This is a genomic window from Kitasatospora papulosa, from assembly GCF_000717245.1.
Classification (GTDB): Bacteria; Actinomycetota; Actinomycetes; order Streptomycetales; family Streptomycetaceae; genus Streptomyces; species Streptomyces papulosus.
Map to the genome: position 1 here is coordinate 46,706 of NZ_JNYQ01000016.1, position 16,816 is coordinate 63,521.

Genomic DNA, 16,816 nt, shown 5'->3' on the forward strand with positions numbered 1-16,816 from the left:
ACCCACCGCACGCGGCACGTCTCCCGATATGCGGCGTATGTGGCCCCGGCCTACGGTGTCCGACATGGGAGCTGGAGCAGCGGTGGAGCTGGACGTGGACGGACGGGCCGTGCGCCTGTCCAACCCGGACAAGGTGTACTTCCCCGAGAAGGGCTACACCAAGAAGGACGTGGCCGACTACTTCCAGGCCGTGGGGCCGGGGATCCTCCGGGCCCTGCGCGAGCGGCCCACCACGCTCCAGCGCTTCGTCGACGGTGTCGAGGGCGACTTCTTCTACCAGAAGCGGGCGCCGAAGAACCTCCCCGACTGGACCCCCACCGCCAGGATCGAGTTCCCCAGCGGCCGGCACGCCGACGAGATGTGCCCCACCGAACTCGGAGCCGTCCTCTGGGCGGCGAACCTGGGCACCCTGACCTTCCACCCCTGGCCGGTGCGCAGGGCGGACACCGACCACCCCGACGAACTGCGCATCGACCTCGACCCGCAGCCCGGCACGGATTACGCCGATGCGGTGAGGGCGGCCCACGAACTGCGCGCGGTCCTGGACGACCACGGCCTGCGCGGCTGGCCCAAGACCTCCGGCGGCCGCGGCATCCACGTCTTCGTCCCGCTCGTCCCCGAGTGGACGTTCACCCAGGTCAGACGCTCGGCCATCGCGGTGGGGCGGGAGCTGGAGCGCCGGATGCCCGACCGGGTGACCACCGCCTGGTGGAAGGAGGAACGCGGCGAGCGGATCTTCGTCGACTACAACCAGACGGCCCGCGACCGGACCATCGCCTCCGCCTACTCCGTACGCCCCTTCCCGCACGCCCCCGTCTCCGCCCCGCTGCGCTGGGAGGAGATCGACGACGCCGAGCCCCGCGACTTCGACCTCCGGACCATGCCGGCGCGGTACGCGGAGGCCGGCGACCTGCACGCCGACATGGACGACCACGCCTTCCGCCTCGACGGGCTGCTCGAACTGGCCCGACGCGACGAGCACGAGCACGAACTCGGCGACCTGCCCTATCCGCCGGAGTACCCGAAGATGCCGGGTGAGCCGAAACGGGTGCAGCCCAGCCGCGCCCGCCGCGACGACGGTGACCCGGCATGACGGGCGGGGCCTCCGGCGCCCACGGAGCGCACGGCAGGCCGCCGACCCGGCGGGAGAAGTGGGAGTCGTACAAGAAGTCGCCGTACTTTCCGGCGGTGGTCCTGCTCTTCATCCTCGCGGCCGCGGCCGGACTCTTCGCCGGTTCGTACACCTATGCGATGGCCAACCCGACCCCGCACCGCATTCCGGTCGCCGTCGTCGAGGGCCCCAGGTCTCCCTATGCCGCGCGGTTCGTCCAGGGGATGGAGAAGGCCCTCGACGCCTCGCTCGAACTCCACCGGTACCCGGACGGCGCACAGGCCGAGGAGGCGCTCGACGAGCAGAAGGTCTTCGCGATCCTGCGGAGCAAGGGGAAGGGCGTGGCGATGGAGGTCGCCGGGGCCTCCGGCGCCACCGTGGCCCAGCTGCTGGGCGAGACCGGGGTGAAGGTCGCCCGCACCCTCGGCGTCCCGCTCACCGTCAAGGACGTCAAACCGCTCGGTGAGGGGGACCCGCGCGGTCTCGCCCTCTTCTACATCTCGCTCGCCGCCGTCATCATCGGCTTCGTCGGGGCGATCCAGCTCAGCGTCCACGCCCGCGCGCTCAACCCGCTGGAGCGGATCCTGTTCACCGTCGCCTACGCCCTGCTCGGCGGGTTCGCCATCGCGGCGGTGGTCGACTGGGGGCTCGGCGCGCTCGATCTGCCGTTCGTGCAGTCGTGGCTGATCCTGGCGTTCACGATGTTCACGTCGGGGATGGTCTTCACGATGTTCAACACCCTCATCGGCCGCTGGGCGATGATCCCGACCTGGGGTGTCATGGTGCTGCTCGGCAACCCCTCGTCCGGCGGGGCGGTGTCCTGGCCCCTGCTGCCCTCGGTCCTCGGGCACGTGGGGCGCTGGCTCCCGCCCGGTGCCTCCGTCAACGCCCAGCACACGGCGGTCTACTACCAGGGCCACCAGTACGTCTTCCCGTACCTGGTGCTGGCGGCCTGGGCACTGGTGTCCTGCACGGTCTTCTGGGTCTGGCGCCACCGGCACCCGGGAGGCCGCGACCGCGTGCCGGAGCACGCGGCCGCGGCCGCCTGAGTGTGCCTCGCGCCTACAACTCCTTGATGCGGATGTCGCGGTACGAGATCACGTCCGTGGTGCTGTGGACCTGGAGCCCGACGTAGCCGGAGGCGTACCGTCGGCCGTCGGTGCCCGGGTCGTCGCCCCGCGGCGGCTCGAAGAGCTGACCGCCGTTGTTGTCGAACTCGTTCAGCAGGACACCGTTGCGGTAGACCGAGTAGTGCTGGTCCACCACCCGGATCTCGTAGTCGTTCCAGGTGCCCTTGGGCGTGACACCGGCGCCGCCCAGGCCGACCCGGTCGAACCCGTAGACGGACCCGGTCTTGTACATGTCGCCGTCGGGCCGGTCGTTGACCTGGATCTCATGGCCGTACTTGATGGCGACCCACTCCGGACGGGACTCCTCCGGGTGGTCGTGGACGTCCGGGAAGCGGACGAAGACCCCGCCGTTGGCGTTGCCCGCGCCGGGCGCGTCGTCACGCCACTGGAGCTTCAGCGAGAAGTCCCCGTACTGCCTGGCCGGGAACCACAGCATCCCCATGCCGTCCACCGTGGTGGAGCTGGTGATCGAACCGTCCTCGGTGTTGAGCCCGAACTTCCCGCCGCCGACCTGCTCCCACTGGGCGAGGGAGTCGGCGGTGCCGTCGAACAGCTTGCGGTAGCCCTCGTCCTGGCCCGGCTTACCGATGCCCGACTGCTTGGCTGCCCTGTAGATCTTCTTGTGCTCACGGGCGTCGACGACTCCGTCGGCGAGGAGCTTGTCCAGGACCTTGTCGACGTGCTTGAGGAACAGCGCGTGCGAGGACCAGTCCTTCTCGTCCTCGATCAGCTCGTTGATCGTGCACCGGTTGCCGGTGAGCCGGTTGGGGACGCCCGTGTCGACCGTGCCGACGATGACGGTGAGCCGCTCGTCGAACTCCGGGCAGTTGGGCGCCGGTACGCCGCCGCTCCGCGCGACGGTGAACGAGGCCTGCTTCGCCTGCGAGGTGTTCCCCGCCTTGTCCGTCGCCCGGTGGGCGAACGTGTGGCGGCCGACCCGGTCGACGACGACGGGGGCGGAGTAGGCCAGGTACGGGCCGCCGTCGAGGGAGTACTCGACCTTGTCCACACCCGAGTCCGCGTCGGTCGCGGTGACCGTGGCCTTCGCACTGGTGATGAACGCGCCGTCGGAGTTCTTGTCGCCCGACACCACCACGGAGGTCTCCGGCGGCTTCCCGTCCTGCGACGGCGGCTCGACGACCGTGAAGTCCACGGACTTCTCCGCGGCGACGTTGCCGGACCTGTCGGTGGCGCGGTAGCGGACGCTGTGCGTACCCACCTCGTGCACCATCACGGGTGCGGTGTACGGCTGCCAGGCGCCGTCCGCCCCGATCGCGTACTCGATGGTGTTGACGCCCGAGCCGGTGTCGGACGCGGTCACGGTGACCGTGGCCATGCCGAGGTAGGCCCCGGCGTCGTCCTTCTCGCCCGAGACGGTCGCCGAGGTCTCCGGCGCGGTGCTGTCGTCCGTCGGGGGTGCGGCGACCGCGAAGTCGGCCTTCTTCTCGGCCGCGGCGTTGCCCGCCTTGTCGGTGGCGCGGTAGCGGATCGAGTGCGATCCGACCTCGTTCACCACGACGGGTGCGGTGTACGGCTGCCAGGCGCCGTCCGCCCCGACGGCGTACTCGACCGTGTCGACGCCCGAACCCGCGTCGGTCGCCGCCACGGTGACGGTCGCCTGGCCGATGTACGCGCCGTCGGCGTTCTTGTCGCCGTCCACGGTCGCCGAGGTCTCGGGAGCGGTGGTGTCCTCGCCGCCGCCGTCCTCGGTCACCGTGAGGATGCCCTGCATCGAGCCGTGGCCGGGGATCGTGCAGTGGTAGAAGTACCGGCCCGGCGTGAGAGTGACCTCGACGCTGTGCTTGCCGCCCTCGCTGTCACTGGGGTTGGCCAGGATGTTGACCGCGACGTCGTCGTTGAACTCCGGGTCCGAGACGCTGAAGGTCAGCGTGTGCGGCATGCCCGTGGTGTTGCCCGTGGCCGTGCTGTTCTCGAAGACGATCGTCGCGGCGCCGGCCACCGCGGTCCTCGGCGCCGTCAGGTAGTGGTCGATGGGGTCACCGGCGGTCCAGTTGAGGACCTGGTCGGCGGCGGCCGCCGACCGGTCGTCGTCCCGTCCGTAGGCGGCGGTCGACGCCAGCCCCAGAACCATCAGGAACGATCCGAGCAGGGCGAGCCACCAGCGTGCGGGCCCGTACCGCCGTCGAGCGAGGAGCGAGGGGTGTCTCACTGCGCTGCCGCCTTCCTGGCCAGGTCTGCGGCGGCCGGGGTCGGACCGCCGCCCTTGTACGTCACGCGCCACAGCGCGGACTTGGAGTCGGAGGTGAAGAAGCCGCGACCGTAGTCCAGGACGTAGAGCGATCCGTCCGGGGCGAACTTCCAGTCCATGAGGTTGCGGATGCCGTCCGCACCGACCGGAATGATCTTCTTCAGGGACTCCGCGTGCGTGGGCAGGCCGCCCTTGCCGACCGTCTTCGGGTCGGTCAGCACGGCGTGACGCGGCTGGGTGTCGTCGTAGAAGTCACCGACGAACCACTTGCCGTCCCAGTAGGACGGCCACTTGGCCTCGCTCGTGCTCGCCGCGTCGTAGCGGTAGACCGGGCCGTTCATCGTGGCCTGGCCGCCGCCCTTGAGCCAGGGCAGGAGCTGCTTCTGGTCCTCGACCTTGTAGCTCGGGACGCCGTTCGCGTCGCGCGGGTAGTCCACGCCGCCGCCCTGGGGCGAGTACCAGATGGTGTTCGACGTGACGGGAGGCAGCTTGACCAGGCCGTCGTTGTTGGGCGACTCGTTCTTCGGGGCGTTGCAGTCGTACCAGCCCAGAGGCTTGGACGGGTCGGGCAGGTTGCGGTCCCGGTAGGGCTGCTTGTTGCCCATGCAGTACGGCCAGCCGTGGTTGCCGGCCTTGGTGATCGCCGCGAACGTGTCGTACTTCGCGGGACCCCAGGTCGTGCTGGGAGCGCCCGCGTCGGGGCCGACCCAGCCCGCGTACAGCGTGTCGGTCGACGTGTCGACGGAGATGCGCGCCGGGTTGCGGACACCCATCACATAGATCTCGCCACGGGTCTTGCCCCCGCCCTCGTCCGGCTCCTTGCCGGTGAAGAGGTTGCCCTCGGGCAGGGTGTAGGTGCCGTCGTCCTCGGGGTGGATCCGCAGGATCTTGCCGTTGAGGTTGTTGGTGTTGCCCGCGGTGCGGCGGGCGTCGGCGAACGACACGCCCTTGTAGTTCGGCTGCGGGTTGTTGCCCGAGTAACCGTCGCTGAAGCCCGAGGAGTTGTTGTCACCCGTGGCGATGTAGAGGTTGTCCTTCGAGTCCCAGGCCAGGCCGCCGCCGGCGTGGCAGCAGCTGTGGATCTGGACCGGCCAGTGCAGCAGCACCTTCTCGGACGCCAGGTCCAGCTTGTCCGTGGCGTGGTCGAAGGTGAACCGCGAGACCTGCCGCACCGCCATCTGCTTGTCGCGGTCGATCTTCGCGTGCGGGGTGTAGTGCAGGTAGACCCAGCCGTTGGTGGCGAAGTCCGGGTCCAGCTCGATGCCGAGCAGCCCCTCCTCGACCTTGACCAGCTCGTCGCCGCCGCCCTTGTTGCCGAAGACGCTCAGCTTGCCGGCGAGGGTGACCTTCTTCGTCGCGGGGTCGTACACATGGATCTCGCCCTCGCCCTTGCCGACGTTCGGGTCCTTCCAGTCGGTGACCACGGGAACGCTGCTGTCCGCGCCGCCGCGTCCGATGTAGAAGACCCGGCCGTCCTTCGCGGTCACCAGGCCGTGGGGCTCGCCGATCTGGTCGTTCCGGCCCGGCTGGTTGGGCTGGGTGAGCCGCTGCGCCGTGTAGTTGGAGTCGATGGTCGCCTTGCAGTCGGCCTGCGAGATACGGTTCGTCCAGGCCAGCGCACCGCGCAGATGGTCCCGGAAGTCGGTCTCGGCGAAGCCGGCCGCCGTACCGCCCATGGCGGTGTAGAAGGAGCGGCCGCCGTCGTAGTCACGGCACCAGGAGACCGGGTGGTCCCAGCCGTTTGCGCTCTTGCCGGGGGAGTAGGTGAGCTCGCGGACGCGGGCCACGGTGTGGACGTCGCCGGACGGGTTGTCCTTCCAGTTCAGCCACTTGTCCGGGCGCTTCCACTCCAGCGGGAGGTTCTTCGTCGCCGGGTGCTGCCGGTCGCCGATCTCCACCGTGGCGCGCTGGACGGCCGTCGGACTGTCCGCGGCCGGACGGGCGCCGACCAGACCGGTGAACCAGTCCGAGTACGGTTCGGTGCGCGCGGCGTCGTGAATGCCGAGGAAGCCGCCGCCGGCCTCCATGTACGCCTCCAGGCCCGCCTCCTGCTCCGGGTCGAGCACGTCGCCGCCGCCGGTCAGGAAGACGACCGCGTTGAACCTGCCCAGCTTCTTGCCGTTGGTGAAGACCCCGGCGTCGTCCGTGGCGACGGTCTTGAAGCGCCCGGACTCCGGACCGCTGAGTCCGATCTTCTCGATGGCCGCGATGCCCGCGTCCACGGTCGGGGGCTCCTCGCCCGCCGAGGCGTGGAACACCAGGACTCGGACATCGGCCCCGCCCGGCGGCGAAGGCAGGGACAACGTTGTCGCCATCCTCTCCTTCAGCCCTGGATCCGGATACGGGCTGGCGGTGGCCGCCTGGCCGCCGAGCAGGGACGCGGTCAGAGCCCCTGCCGCCACGGCCGCCGCGACACCGCGACGCGATCTGGACCTGCGATGTGGTGTGCGCTGCATGTGGTCACCCACCCCTCTTGGTCACTTCTCCGGTCACTACTTCGTCACCGCACCTCTGTGGTCACTGCGACAGCGCACGAAGCTAGACCTCTTTTCGTGACTCGCCAATAGGTATGGCAGCAATCGAACGAACTTTGTCCTGAGTGTGGATAAACGCACGGCCCCCGGCTACCGTGTGGGCCGTCCAGGGGAACAGCGCGTCAGTTTCCGTCTCGCAGTGGGGAGTTCGACATGGACCGAAGGACCTTCAACCGCCGGATGCTGGTGGGCGGCGGAGTGGCGGCGGCCACCGGCGTGACATCGATGTCACTCGGCGCGGTGCAGGCCACCTCCGCGGAGAACCCCGCGAAGACCGCGCCCGCGGGCGGCGCCGTCCGCCATCTCAAGCTGTACGCGGAGAAGCTGGCGGACGGCCAACTCGGATACGGCTTCGAGAAGGGCAAGGCGTCGGTACCCGGACCGCTCATCGAGATCACCGAGGGCGACACGCTGCACATCGAGTTCGAGAACACCACGGACGTCGACGCCAGCCTCCATGTCCACGGCGTCGACTACGACATCGCCAGCGACGGCACACGGATGAACCGCAGCCACGTCGAACCGGGCGGCACCCGTACGTACACCTGGCGCACCCACGCCCCGGGCCGCCGCAAGGACGGCACCTGGCAGGCGGGCAGCGCCGGTTACTGGCACTACCACGACCACGTCGTGGGCACCGACCACGGCACGGGCGGCATCCGCAAAGGGCTGTACGGGCCCCTTGTCGTGCGCCGCAAAGGGGACGTCCTGCCGGACAAGACGATCACGATCGTCTTCAACGACATGACGATCAACAACAAGGCGGCCCACGAGAGCCCGAACTTCGAGGCGACCGTGGGCGACCGGGTCGAGGTCGTGATGATCACGCACGGCGAGTACTACCACACGTTCCACATCCACGGGCACCGCTGGGCGGACAACCGGACGGGGCTGCTCACCGGACCCGACGACCCCAGCCGCGTGGTCGACACGAAGATCTGCGGCCCCGCGGACTCCTTCGGCTTCCAGATCATCGCGGGCGAGCACGTGGGGGCCGGCGCCTGGATGTACCACTGCCACGTCCAGAGCCACTCCGACATGGGGATGGCCGGACTGCTGCTCGTCGCCAAGGCGGACGGCACGGTCCCGGGGTACGACCCGCCGCACCACGCGGCAGGGGCGGCGAAGGAACACGCGCACTGAGCTCCGCGGCCCGCGCCGGAGCCCGTCAGGAGGCCCGCCGCCCGGTGTCCTGCCGCGCCGGGCGCCGCGTGCCTGCCGCCGGCGGGCCGCGCTCCGTGGACCGGGCGCCCGGCCCGCCCGCCGGGGCTGCGGTCGCCGGTGCCCGGTGCCAGACTCGGAGGGTCAGGGAAGCCTGGCGTGACGGACCACGCGAGGCACAGGATCCGCCCGAGGAGCACACCATGCTCGACCCGTCCTTCGAGACCGGCGCCCCGGACTGGGTCGATCTCGGCACACCCGACATCGACGCGGCCACGGCCTTCTACAACGGCCTGTTCGGCTGGGAACTGCAGCCGGGCGGTCCCGAGACCGGCGGCTACGGGACGTACCAGCTGCGGGGCCGGAGCGTGGCGGGCGTCATGACCGTACCCGAGGGCCAGGGGAAGCCCTCCTGGTCGGTCTACTTCCAGACCCCTGACGCGGACGCGACCGCGCGGACGGTCGAGCAGGCCGGGGGCACCGCGGCCTTCCCGCCGATGGACGTACTGGACTACGGGCGCATGGGCGGCTTCACCGACAACAACGGTGCGTACTTCGGCGTCTGGCAGCCCGGTACGAACCCGGGTCTCGGCATGATCATGGAGCCGGGTTCGCTGATCTGGTCCGAGCTGTACACCCCGGACGTGCCCTCGGCGGCCGCCTTCTTCAACACGGTCTTCGGATGGCAGACCAACCAGATGAGCTTCCCCGGCGGCGCCTACACGGTCGTACGGCCCGCGGGCACGGACAACGACGAGTCCGCCTTCGGAGGACTCGTCCCCCTCGACCAGGTGCCGAGCGAGACCGCGGCCGGACCGCACTGGCTGCCGTACTTCGCCGTGGACGACACGGACGCCACGGTGTCCGCCGCGGAGCGGCTGGGCGGCGGCGTGACCATGGCGGCCACGGACCTGCCCGAGGTCGGCCGGATCGCGACCATCGCCGACCCTGCGGGGGCCACCTTCGCGGTGATCAGGCCCGCGCCGATGCCGTGACCTCCTGACCTGCGCCGACGGTCCGGACCGTCGGCGCGCGGCCCCGGCGGGACCGTGCGTTGAACCATCGTTGATCACACGTTTATCGCCACCGGGCATCGTGGCCGCCATGCCGATCAACACCATGACCGACGAACTCACCTGGCAGGAGACCGCGCTGTGCGCGCAGGCCGGGCCGGAGTTCTTCTTCCCGGCGCCGGGAAGCTCCACCCGTGAGGCCAAGCAGCTGTGCAACGCCTGCGAGGGCCGCGTCGCCTGCCTGGAGTACGCACTCACCCATGACGAGCGCTTCGGCGTGTGGGGCGGCCTGTCCGAGAAGGAGCGGGAGCGGCTGCGCAGAGGGCGTGGCTGAGAACCCGGGGGCCCGAGCCGTCCTGCCTCCGGGGCCGTCCTCCGCCGCCGGGCGGCGGGCCCGGGCGGCAGTGGGACGCACGGCGGCGGCGCACGCGTCACGCGCGCGCCGCGGTCCGGCGGGTCGGGGAGCGGATACCGAGCCCTGGCCGGGTGGACGTGCGGACGGTCAGCCCTGGGCGGCCCTCGCCGCCACGCGGGCCTTGCGGGCCGCCAGCTTCTCGTCGAACTTCGACGCCTCGCTGTCCAGGCCGCTCATGTACAGCCCGAGCTCCTCCTGCGCCTTGAGGCCCTCCGGGCCGAGGCCGTCGATGTCGAGGACCTTCAGGTACCGCAGGACGGGCTGGATGACGTCGTCGTGGTGGATGCGCATGTTGTAGATCTCGCCGATCGCCATCTGCGCGGCGGCCCGCTCGAAGCCGGGCATGCCGTGTCCGGGCATCCGGAAGTTGACCACGACGTCACGCACGGACTGCATCGTCAGGTCCGGGGCCAGGTCGAAGGCCGCGCCCAGCAGATTGCGGTAGAAGACCATGTGCAGGTTCTCGTCGGTCGCGATACGGGCCAGCATCCGGTCGCAGACCGGGTCGCCCGACTGGTGGCCGGTGTTGCGGTGCGAGACGCGGGTCGCGAGCTCCTGGAAGGCGACGTACGCCACGGAGTGCAGCATGGAGTGGCGGTTGTCGGACTCGAAGCCCTCCGCCATGTGCGCCATGCGGAACTGCTCCAGCTTGTCCGGGTCGACCGCGCGAGAGGTGAGCAGGTAGTCACGCATCACGATGCCGTGCCGGCCCTCCTCCGCGGTCCATCGGTGCACCCAGGTGCCCCAGGCGCCGTCGCGGCCGAAGAGCGAGGCGATCTCGTGGTGGTAGCTGGGGAGGTTGTCCTCGGTCAGCAGGTTCACGACGAGGGCGATGCGCCCGATGTCGGTGACCTTGGACTGGCCGGTCTCCCACGCCTCGCCGTCCTCGAAGATGCCGGGGAAGTTCCGGCCGTCGGAGAACGGTACGTACTCGTGGGGCATCCAGTCCTTGGCGACCTTGAGATGGCGGTTGAGTTCCTTCTCCACCACCTCCTCCAGTGCGTACAGCAGCTGGGCGTCTGTCCACGCCTTCGAACTGCCGAGGTGGGGAGAGGTGATCGTCACGGGGGCTCCTGGGGACGGGAGAATTACCTACGGCTTCGTAGGTTACGTGACCGTAGGTTAAGGCGGCAGTAAGGCCACAGCCAAGCCCGGTCCTCGTACCGCGTGATCACTCACTGTCATGAGAACAGGTCAAGGCTGAAACGGAGGGGACAAGTCAGGCGCCTTCGTCGCCCGCCCACGGCAGCTCCGACGGGGCCACGTCCCGGAGTCCGTCCGCGTCCAGGAGCAGCCACCGGGTGATTCCCAGCGACTCGAGGAACGGCAGGTCGTGGCTCGCCACGATCAGCGCGCCCTCGTACGCCGCCAGCGCCGACGCCAGGCGGTGCACGCCGGACCGGTCGAGGCTGTTCGTCGGCTCGTCCAGCATCAGCAGCTGCGGAGCCGGATCCGCGAGGAGCAGCGCCGCCAGCGTGGCCCGCAGGCGCTCACCGCCCGAGAGGGTCCCCGCCGGGCGGTCGGCCCGGCCGCCCTTGAAGAGGAAGTGCGCCAGCCTCGCCCGGATGCCGTTGTCCGTGGTGCCCGGCGCGACGCGTGCCACGTTCCCCACCAAGGACAACGCGTCGTCGAGCACGTCGAGACGCTGGGGCAGGAAGCCCGTCGGCACCTGCGCGACGGCGTCGCCGGAGACCGGTTCGAGCTCGCCCGCGATCGTGCGCAGCAGAGTCGTCTTCCCCGCGCCGTTGCGGCCGATCAGCGCGATCCGCTCGGGGCCGCGCAGATCCCACTCGCCCCGCAGCCGTGCGCCGTGGGCGAGTTCGAGATCGCGCAGCACCAGCACGCCACGGCCCGGATGGACCCGGGTGTGCGGCAGCTCGATCCGGATCGCCTCGTCGTCCCGTACCGCTTCGACCGCCTCGTCGAGACGCCCCTCCGCGTCCGCGAGCCGTTCCGTGTGCATGATGCGGTGCTTGCCGGCCGACTCCTGGGCGGTCTGCTTGCGCCGGCCCATCACGGCCTTCGGTTCCCGCTTGGTGTCCCACATCTTCTGCCCGTACCGCTTGCGACGGGAGAGCTTGACCTGCGCGTCGGCGAGTTCGCGCCTCTGCCGCCGCACATCGGCCTCCGCGACCCGCACCATCCGCTCGGCGGCCTCCTGCTCCACGGCCAGCGCCTCCTCGTACGCCGACAGGGGGCCGCCGTACCAGGTGACCGAGCCGTCGCGCAGGTCCGCGATCCGGTCCACCCGCTCCAGCAGCTCCCGGTCATGGCTGACGACGACCAGCCCCCCCCGCCCAGGCGTCGACGGCGTCGTACAGCCGCCGGCGGGCGTACAGGTCGAGGTTGTTGGTCGGCTCGTCCAGCAGGAGGACGGAGGGGCGTGCGAGCAGCAGGGCCGCCAGGCGCAGCAGCACGCACTCGCCGCCGGACAGCTCGCCGACGGTGCGGTCGAGACCGACCGCGGACATGCCCAGCTGGTCGAGCACGGCGCGGGCGCGCTCCTCGACGTCCCAGTCGTCCCCGACGGCGGCGAAGTGGGCCTCGTCGGCATCGCCCGCCTCGATGGCGAGGAGCGCCGCGCGTGCCGTGGCGACACCCAGCACCTGGTCCACCCGGAGGGCGGTGTCCAGGGTGATGTCCTGGGGGAGGTGGCCGATGTCGCCGGCGGTCCTGATGTGCCCGTCCGTCGGATCGAGTTCACCCGCGATCAGCCGCAGCAGGGTCGATTTCCCGCAGCCGTTGAGACCGATCAGGCCGGTACGGCCGCCGCCCACGGTCAGTTGGAAGCCGTCGAAGACCTTGCTCCCGTCGGGCCAGGCGAACGAGAGGGAGGAGCAGAGGATGTGCGTGGTGGATGCGGACACAAGGGTCTCCCGGCTGCGTCGGAGGAATCACGGAGAACGGCTCGGACACTGGGGTCACGCAGGGCACGGCGGCGCGGCAGGGCACACGACGCGGTGAGCGGACACCTCAGATGTGGAGCAACGTCCTTCTCCGATCCGACGACGACAGGGACACAGGTGACGTTACGAGCGGACCCGGGCGCAGGGCAACGGAATTACGGGCGGGGGAGCGGGGGCCTCGCGGCGATGCCCGCCCTGCCCGCCCCGTGCCGGAGCGGCCGGCCGCGTGTCCCGGCGGCAGGGGTCGGACGCCGGCTCAGCCGGAACCGCCCAGCAGATCCGTCAGGTCGCCGTCCAGGTCCAGGAAGAGGGACTCGTCGCCCGCCGGGACGAGTTCCTGCGCCCGCTTCAGGAAACGGCGCAGCTCCGACGTCCGCACGTGCACCATCGCGATGCCCTCCACCGCGTGGAACTCCAGGACCGTACGGTCGTAACCGAACGGCCGGACCCGGACGTCCCCGACCCCGGCCGGTGCGTCCATGCCCGTGGCGAGCAGTTCGCGGGAGAACTCCCAGGAGACCTCGGTGCCTTCGAGGGTCGCGGGCGCCGGGAAAGCCATGCGGACGGCGAAGGGGTCCTTGCGGTCGTAGTGCAGGGTGGCGGGCAGCGTCTCCATGCGCGGTGCGGACGCGACCATGCGTGCCTGCACGGACTGCTCGATTACGGTGGACAAGACCTGCTCCCTCTCGCCTCGGACGAACGGCTCCCGGCACTGGAGTAGACGACGGAACGTCTCCATCCGTGCACTGCCGGGTGGCGTGAGCTGCGTCACCGCCCCCACTCTCTCCCTGATCAACTGCCCCGTTTCGCGAGGCGCACCCTGGACGTCCGTCCCCCGGTGGGTTAGCTTCCAGCGCCATGACGGCCATGGGGAAGACGAGACGGCTGGTGGCTTCGGTGCTGTGCGGTGCGGCGGTGACGGCCGCACTGGCCGCGCCGACGGCGCAGGCCACGCCCGGCGGGCACCAGGATCGCGGCCCTGGATGGGTACTCACCGGCACGGACACCCAGGCACGCTTCCGCGGCCTCGCCGCCGTCGGCCGCGACACCGCGTGGGTCGCCGGCTCAGGAGGCGTGGTGCTGCGCACCACGGACGGCGGGCGCCACTGGCGCGATGTCTCGCCGGCCGGCGCGGCAGGACTGGAATTCCGTGACATCGAGGCGTTCGACCGGCGGCGGGCGGTGGCACTGTCCATCGGCGAGGGCGAGGCGTCCCGGGTCTTCCGCACCGACGACGGCGGCGCGACCTGGACGGAATCCTTCCGCAACACCGATACCCGGGCGTTCTACGACTGTCTGACCTTCTTCGACCACCGCCACGGGCTCGCGATGAGCGACCCGGTGGACGGGCGGTTCCGCGTCCTGTCCACCTCGGACGGCGGGCGCAACTGGCGTGTGCTGCCCGACGCGGGGATGCCCGAGGCGCAGCCCGGCGAGGCCGGATTCGCCGCGAGCGGCCAGTGTCTCGTCTCCGCGGGCGACAGGGACGTCTGGCTCGCCACCGGGGGAGGCGCGACGGCCCGGGTCCTGCACTCCGGTGACCGCGGGCTCACCTGGAAGGCTTCCGCGTCACCGATCCCGGCGGGGGACCCGGCGCGGGGGGTGTTCGGTCTGGCCTTCCGGGACCGGACCCACGGCATCGCGGTGGGCGGCGACTACCGGGCCGGCCAGGAGTCCGCGGACGCCGGGTCCGTCACCGGCGACGGCGGCCGGAGCTGGCGGCGTGCGGACACCCCGCCACCCGCCTACCGGTCCGGCGTCACCTGGCTGCCGCACAGCGGGCGGTCGGCGCTGGCCGTGGGACCGACCGGCACCGACGTCACGCGCGACGGCGGCCGGAGCTGGCGGACCGTGGACACCGGTTCGTACGACACGGTCGACTGCGCACCGGACGGCGGGTGCTGGGCCGCGGGTGAGAAGGGCCGTGTCGCGCGGCTGCGGCAGGGCCCTGCCGTCGGTTAGCCGGTGTGCGCGGTCCGTCGCCCTCCTGTGCCGGGGCGCCGCGGGCCGACTCGCACGCGAGCACGGTCGCCGGTCCGGCCGGCTCCTAGACTGACCGGTCATGACGACATTCCGCATGCCCGCCGACGAGGCCGAAGCCCGCGCCGTCCAGGACGCGTTGCGTGCGCGGGTGGTGCTGGACGAGCCGGGGCCCCCGCCCGGAACCGGCCGCGTCACCGGGGTCGACGTCGCGTACGACGACGACAGGGATCTCGTCGTCGCGGCGGCCGTCGTCCTGGACGCGGCGACCCTGGAGGTGATCGCCGCGTCCACCGCCGAGGGCCGCGTGACGTTCCCGTACGTCCCCGGGCTCCTGGCCTTCAGGGAGATCCCGGCCGTCCTCTCCGCGCTGGAGGGCCTGCCGGTCGACCCGGGGCTCGTGGTCTGCGACGGCTACGGGCAGGCGCATCCGCGCAGGTTCGGGCTCGCCAGCCACCTCGGCGTGCTCACCGGGCTGCCGGTCATCGGCGTCGCGAAGAACCCCTTCACCTTCCGCTACGAACAACCCGGGCCCCGGCGCGGTGACTTCACCCCGCTCCTCGACGAGGACGAGGAAGTGGGACGCGCGCTTCGCACACAGGACGCCACGAAGCCCCTCTTCGTCTCCGTGGGCCACCGCACGACCCTGGACAACGCCTGCGTCCACACGCTCGCGCTGGCCCGCGACTTCCGCCAGCCGGAGACCACGCGCAGGGCCGATGCCCTGTGCCGGTCCGCCCTCCGGGAAGCTGTCGCCGGCGGGCGGGGATCCGCTCAGGGTTCTGTTGCCAACTGAGTACAAGTACGGATGTTCTTCGTCGAACATCAGGGGCAGGCTTGTACACATGATCGACCACCACGCACCTCAGATGAGCACCGGAACCGTACGTCTTTCCCAGCGCGGCGTCGCCGTGGGCATGACCCTGGGCGTTCTGGCGGGCGCAGGCTGGACCGTGTCCATGGTCGTCACGCTGGCGTCCTGGATGCTCTGACCGCAGCACCGTCCCGTCCGGGCTCAGCGCGACGCAGCGACCCGGAAGCGCAGTCCCGCGGCCTGCAGGCGTTCCAGCAGCGCGTCGCCCATCGCCACGGCCGTCGTGACCTGACCCGACGTCGCCGGCAGGTCGTCGAGGGCGAGCGCCAGACTCGCCTCGGCCAGCATCTTCGCCGTCTCGCCGTAGCCGGGGTCGCCGCCCGAGACCTCCGTGTACACCCGGCGGCCGCCGCCCTCCCCGACGAAGCGGACCGTGAACCAGCTGCGCCGCCTGCGCTGTTCGTCGGGGCCCGTGCCCGGTTCGACCCGGGCGGAGAGCCATTTCCGCGCTGCCGGGATCTGGGCCGCGCCCACCAGCAGGCCGATCGCCGCCGTGCCGCCGATCGCCATGGGCAGGTGCTTGACCGAGGCGAAGTGCCGGTAGCGGAAGTCGGGGCCGTAGCGCTCCAGCCCCCGGGCCGACCGCTCCACCACACGGGGGTCCAGGGTCGGCAGCGGAAGCGCCCAGGTGCCGGTCTCCGGGCTGAAGTGCGGAGCACCCTGCGGGGCGCGCGCCCGGCGTCCGACGAGCCGCGGTTCGTGCAGACGTCGCTCCTGTGCGGCCCGGAGCATCTGCGGGCCGCGGCCCATCGCCGTGAGCGCCGAGGCGAACGTGCCCCCGGAGAAGACCGCGTCGGTGCGGACGTAGCCGTCGACCGTCAGCGGCACCCCCTCGGGGAGCTGCCGCACGGTGAAGTATGCGCCGAGGTCGTGCGGGACGGAGTCGAACCCGCAGGCGTGCACGAGCCGGGCACCCGTCTCGCGGGCCCGGCCGTCGTGTTGCAGATACATCCGGTCGACGAACTCCGCCTCCCCGGTGAGGTCGGTGTAGTCGGTCCCCGCCTCCGCGCAGGCGGCCACGAGGGCCTCGCCGTACCAGACGTACGGTCCGACGGTCGACGCCACCACGTGCGCGGACTCGGCGAGTTCGCGCAGGGAGGCGGGGTCGTCCGCGTCCGCCCGCACCAGGGGCAGGTCCGCGCAGCGCGGGTGCGTCGCGGCGAGGCGGTCACGCAGCCGCTCCAGCTTGCCGAGGCTGCGGCCCGCCAGTGCCCAGCGGCAGCCGTCCGGCGCGTGCGCGGCCAGGTAGGCGGCGGTGAGTTCCCCCACGAAGCCGGTGGCCCCGAAAAGGATGACGTCGTAAGGGCGTTCCGCCCCGTTCTGCCTGTTCATGACTGCCTCCGCAGGGGCCGGCGCCGATGTAGCAGGCAGAGGGTAGCCGAGGCGTTCGGGGTGCCGCGCGGCCGGGCGGGCTTCGGTGAGAGAGGATCCGAGGGAAAGTACTAAGCGCTTGCTCGGCCAAAAGGGTTGTGCGGAGCGCGGT

General features: G+C 71.1%; 13 protein-coding genes and 1 pseudogene. 8 read left to right on the forward strand and 6 right to left on the reverse strand.

Going from position 1 to position 16,816, the window contains the following annotated elements; genetic code table 11:
* Positions 1-82: 82 nt before the first annotated feature.
* Positions 83-1,093, forward strand: a complete 1,011-nt coding sequence (gene ligD / locus IA22_RS0129500; protein ID WP_014152833.1) for a non-homologous end-joining DNA ligase — start codon at positions 83-85, stop codon at positions 1,091-1,093.
* Positions 1,090-2,160: an ABC-2 transporter permease gene (locus tag IA22_RS0129505; protein WP_015579637.1), complete on the forward strand. Its 1,071-nt coding sequence runs from the start codon at positions 1,090-1,092 to the stop codon at positions 2,158-2,160. The genes ligD and IA22_RS0129505 overlap by 4 nt, the downstream gene beginning before the upstream one ends.
* A gap of 13 nt (positions 2,161-2,173) precedes the next feature.
* Here the strand turns inward: IA22_RS0129505 and IA22_RS0129510 are convergent, their stop codons facing one another.
* Both IA22_RS0129510 and IA22_RS0129515 read right to left on the reverse strand, forming a co-directional pair.
* Positions 2,174-4,411, reverse strand: coding sequence for an OmpL47-type beta-barrel domain-containing protein (locus IA22_RS0129510; protein WP_030125351.1), 2,238 nt, complete (start codon positions 4,409-4,411; stop codon positions 2,174-2,176).
* Positions 4,408-6,906, reverse strand: coding sequence for a ThuA domain-containing protein (locus tag IA22_RS0129515; RefSeq protein WP_245229616.1), 2,499 nt, complete (start codon positions 6,904-6,906; stop codon positions 4,408-4,410). Before IA22_RS0129515 ends, IA22_RS0129510 begins: the two co-directional genes overlap by 4 nt.
* A gap of 231 nt (positions 6,907-7,137) precedes the next feature.
* On the opposite strand from IA22_RS0129515, the gene IA22_RS0129520 reads away from it, so the two are divergent.
* From IA22_RS0129520 to IA22_RS0129530, 3 genes are all read left to right on the forward strand, one after another.
* Positions 7,138-8,127, forward strand: coding sequence for a multicopper oxidase domain-containing protein (locus IA22_RS0129520; RefSeq protein ID WP_015579641.1), 990 nt, complete (start codon positions 7,138-7,140; stop codon positions 8,125-8,127).
* A 221-nt stretch (positions 8,128-8,348) separates the two neighbouring features.
* Complete coding sequence (locus tag IA22_RS0129525) at positions 8,349-9,140, forward strand: VOC family protein (RefSeq protein WP_014152828.1); 792 nt, start codon at positions 8,349-8,351, stop codon at positions 9,138-9,140.
* A gap of 109 nt (positions 9,141-9,249) precedes the next feature.
* A complete protein-coding gene (locus tag IA22_RS0129530) occupies positions 9,250-9,492 on the forward strand; it encodes a WhiB family transcriptional regulator (RefSeq protein ID WP_014152827.1) in 243 nt (80 codons plus the stop codon).
* A gap of 168 nt (positions 9,493-9,660) precedes the next feature.
* Here the strand turns inward: IA22_RS0129530 and IA22_RS0129535 are convergent, their stop codons facing one another.
* The 3 genes and pseudogenes from IA22_RS0129535 to ssgD form a co-directional block, all read right to left on the reverse strand.
* Positions 9,661-10,638: an acyl-ACP desaturase gene (locus IA22_RS0129535; RefSeq protein WP_014152826.1), complete on the reverse strand. Its 978-nt coding sequence runs from the start codon at positions 10,636-10,638 to the stop codon at positions 9,661-9,663.
* A 154-nt stretch (positions 10,639-10,792) separates the two neighbouring features.
* Positions 10,793-12,440: pseudogene (locus IA22_RS34310) on the reverse strand (ABC-F family ATP-binding cassette domain-containing protein).
* Positions 12,441-12,735: 295 nt separating this feature from the next.
* A complete protein-coding gene (ssgD, locus tag IA22_RS0129545) occupies positions 12,736-13,152 on the reverse strand; it encodes a spore wall synthesis regulator SsgD (protein WP_014152824.1) in 417 nt (138 codons plus the stop codon).
* Positions 13,153-13,337: 185 nt separating this feature from the next.
* Here ssgD and IA22_RS0129550 point away from each other — a divergent pair, with 185 nt between their 5' ends.
* The 3 genes from IA22_RS0129550 (at position 13,338) to mmpA (ending at position 15,451) form a co-directional block, all read left to right on the forward strand.
* Positions 13,338-14,441 carry a WD40/YVTN/BNR-like repeat-containing protein gene (locus tag IA22_RS0129550; protein ID WP_015579646.1) on the forward strand — a complete coding sequence of 368 codons (1,104 nt, stop codon included), beginning with the start codon at positions 13,338-13,340 and terminating at the stop codon, positions 14,439-14,441.
* A 100-nt stretch (positions 14,442-14,541) separates the two neighbouring features.
* Positions 14,542-15,255 (forward strand): endonuclease V, encoded by a 714-nt coding sequence (locus IA22_RS0129555; protein ID WP_030125353.1) that lies wholly within the window; start codon positions 14,542-14,544, stop codon positions 15,253-15,255.
* A gap of 49 nt (positions 15,256-15,304) precedes the next feature.
* On the forward strand, positions 15,305-15,451 hold the full coding sequence (mmpA, locus tag IA22_RS38040; RefSeq protein ID WP_014152821.1) for a morphogenic membrane protein MmpA: 147 nt from the start codon (positions 15,305-15,307) through the stop codon (positions 15,449-15,451).
* A gap of 23 nt (positions 15,452-15,474) precedes the next feature.
* Here mmpA and IA22_RS0129565 read toward each other — a convergent pair whose 3' ends face one another.
* Positions 15,475-16,665 carry a saccharopine dehydrogenase family protein gene (locus tag IA22_RS0129565; protein WP_014152820.1) on the reverse strand — a complete coding sequence of 397 codons (1,191 nt, stop codon included), beginning with the start codon at positions 16,663-16,665 and terminating at the stop codon, positions 15,475-15,477.
* Between the last annotated feature and the right edge of the window lie 151 nt (positions 16,666-16,816).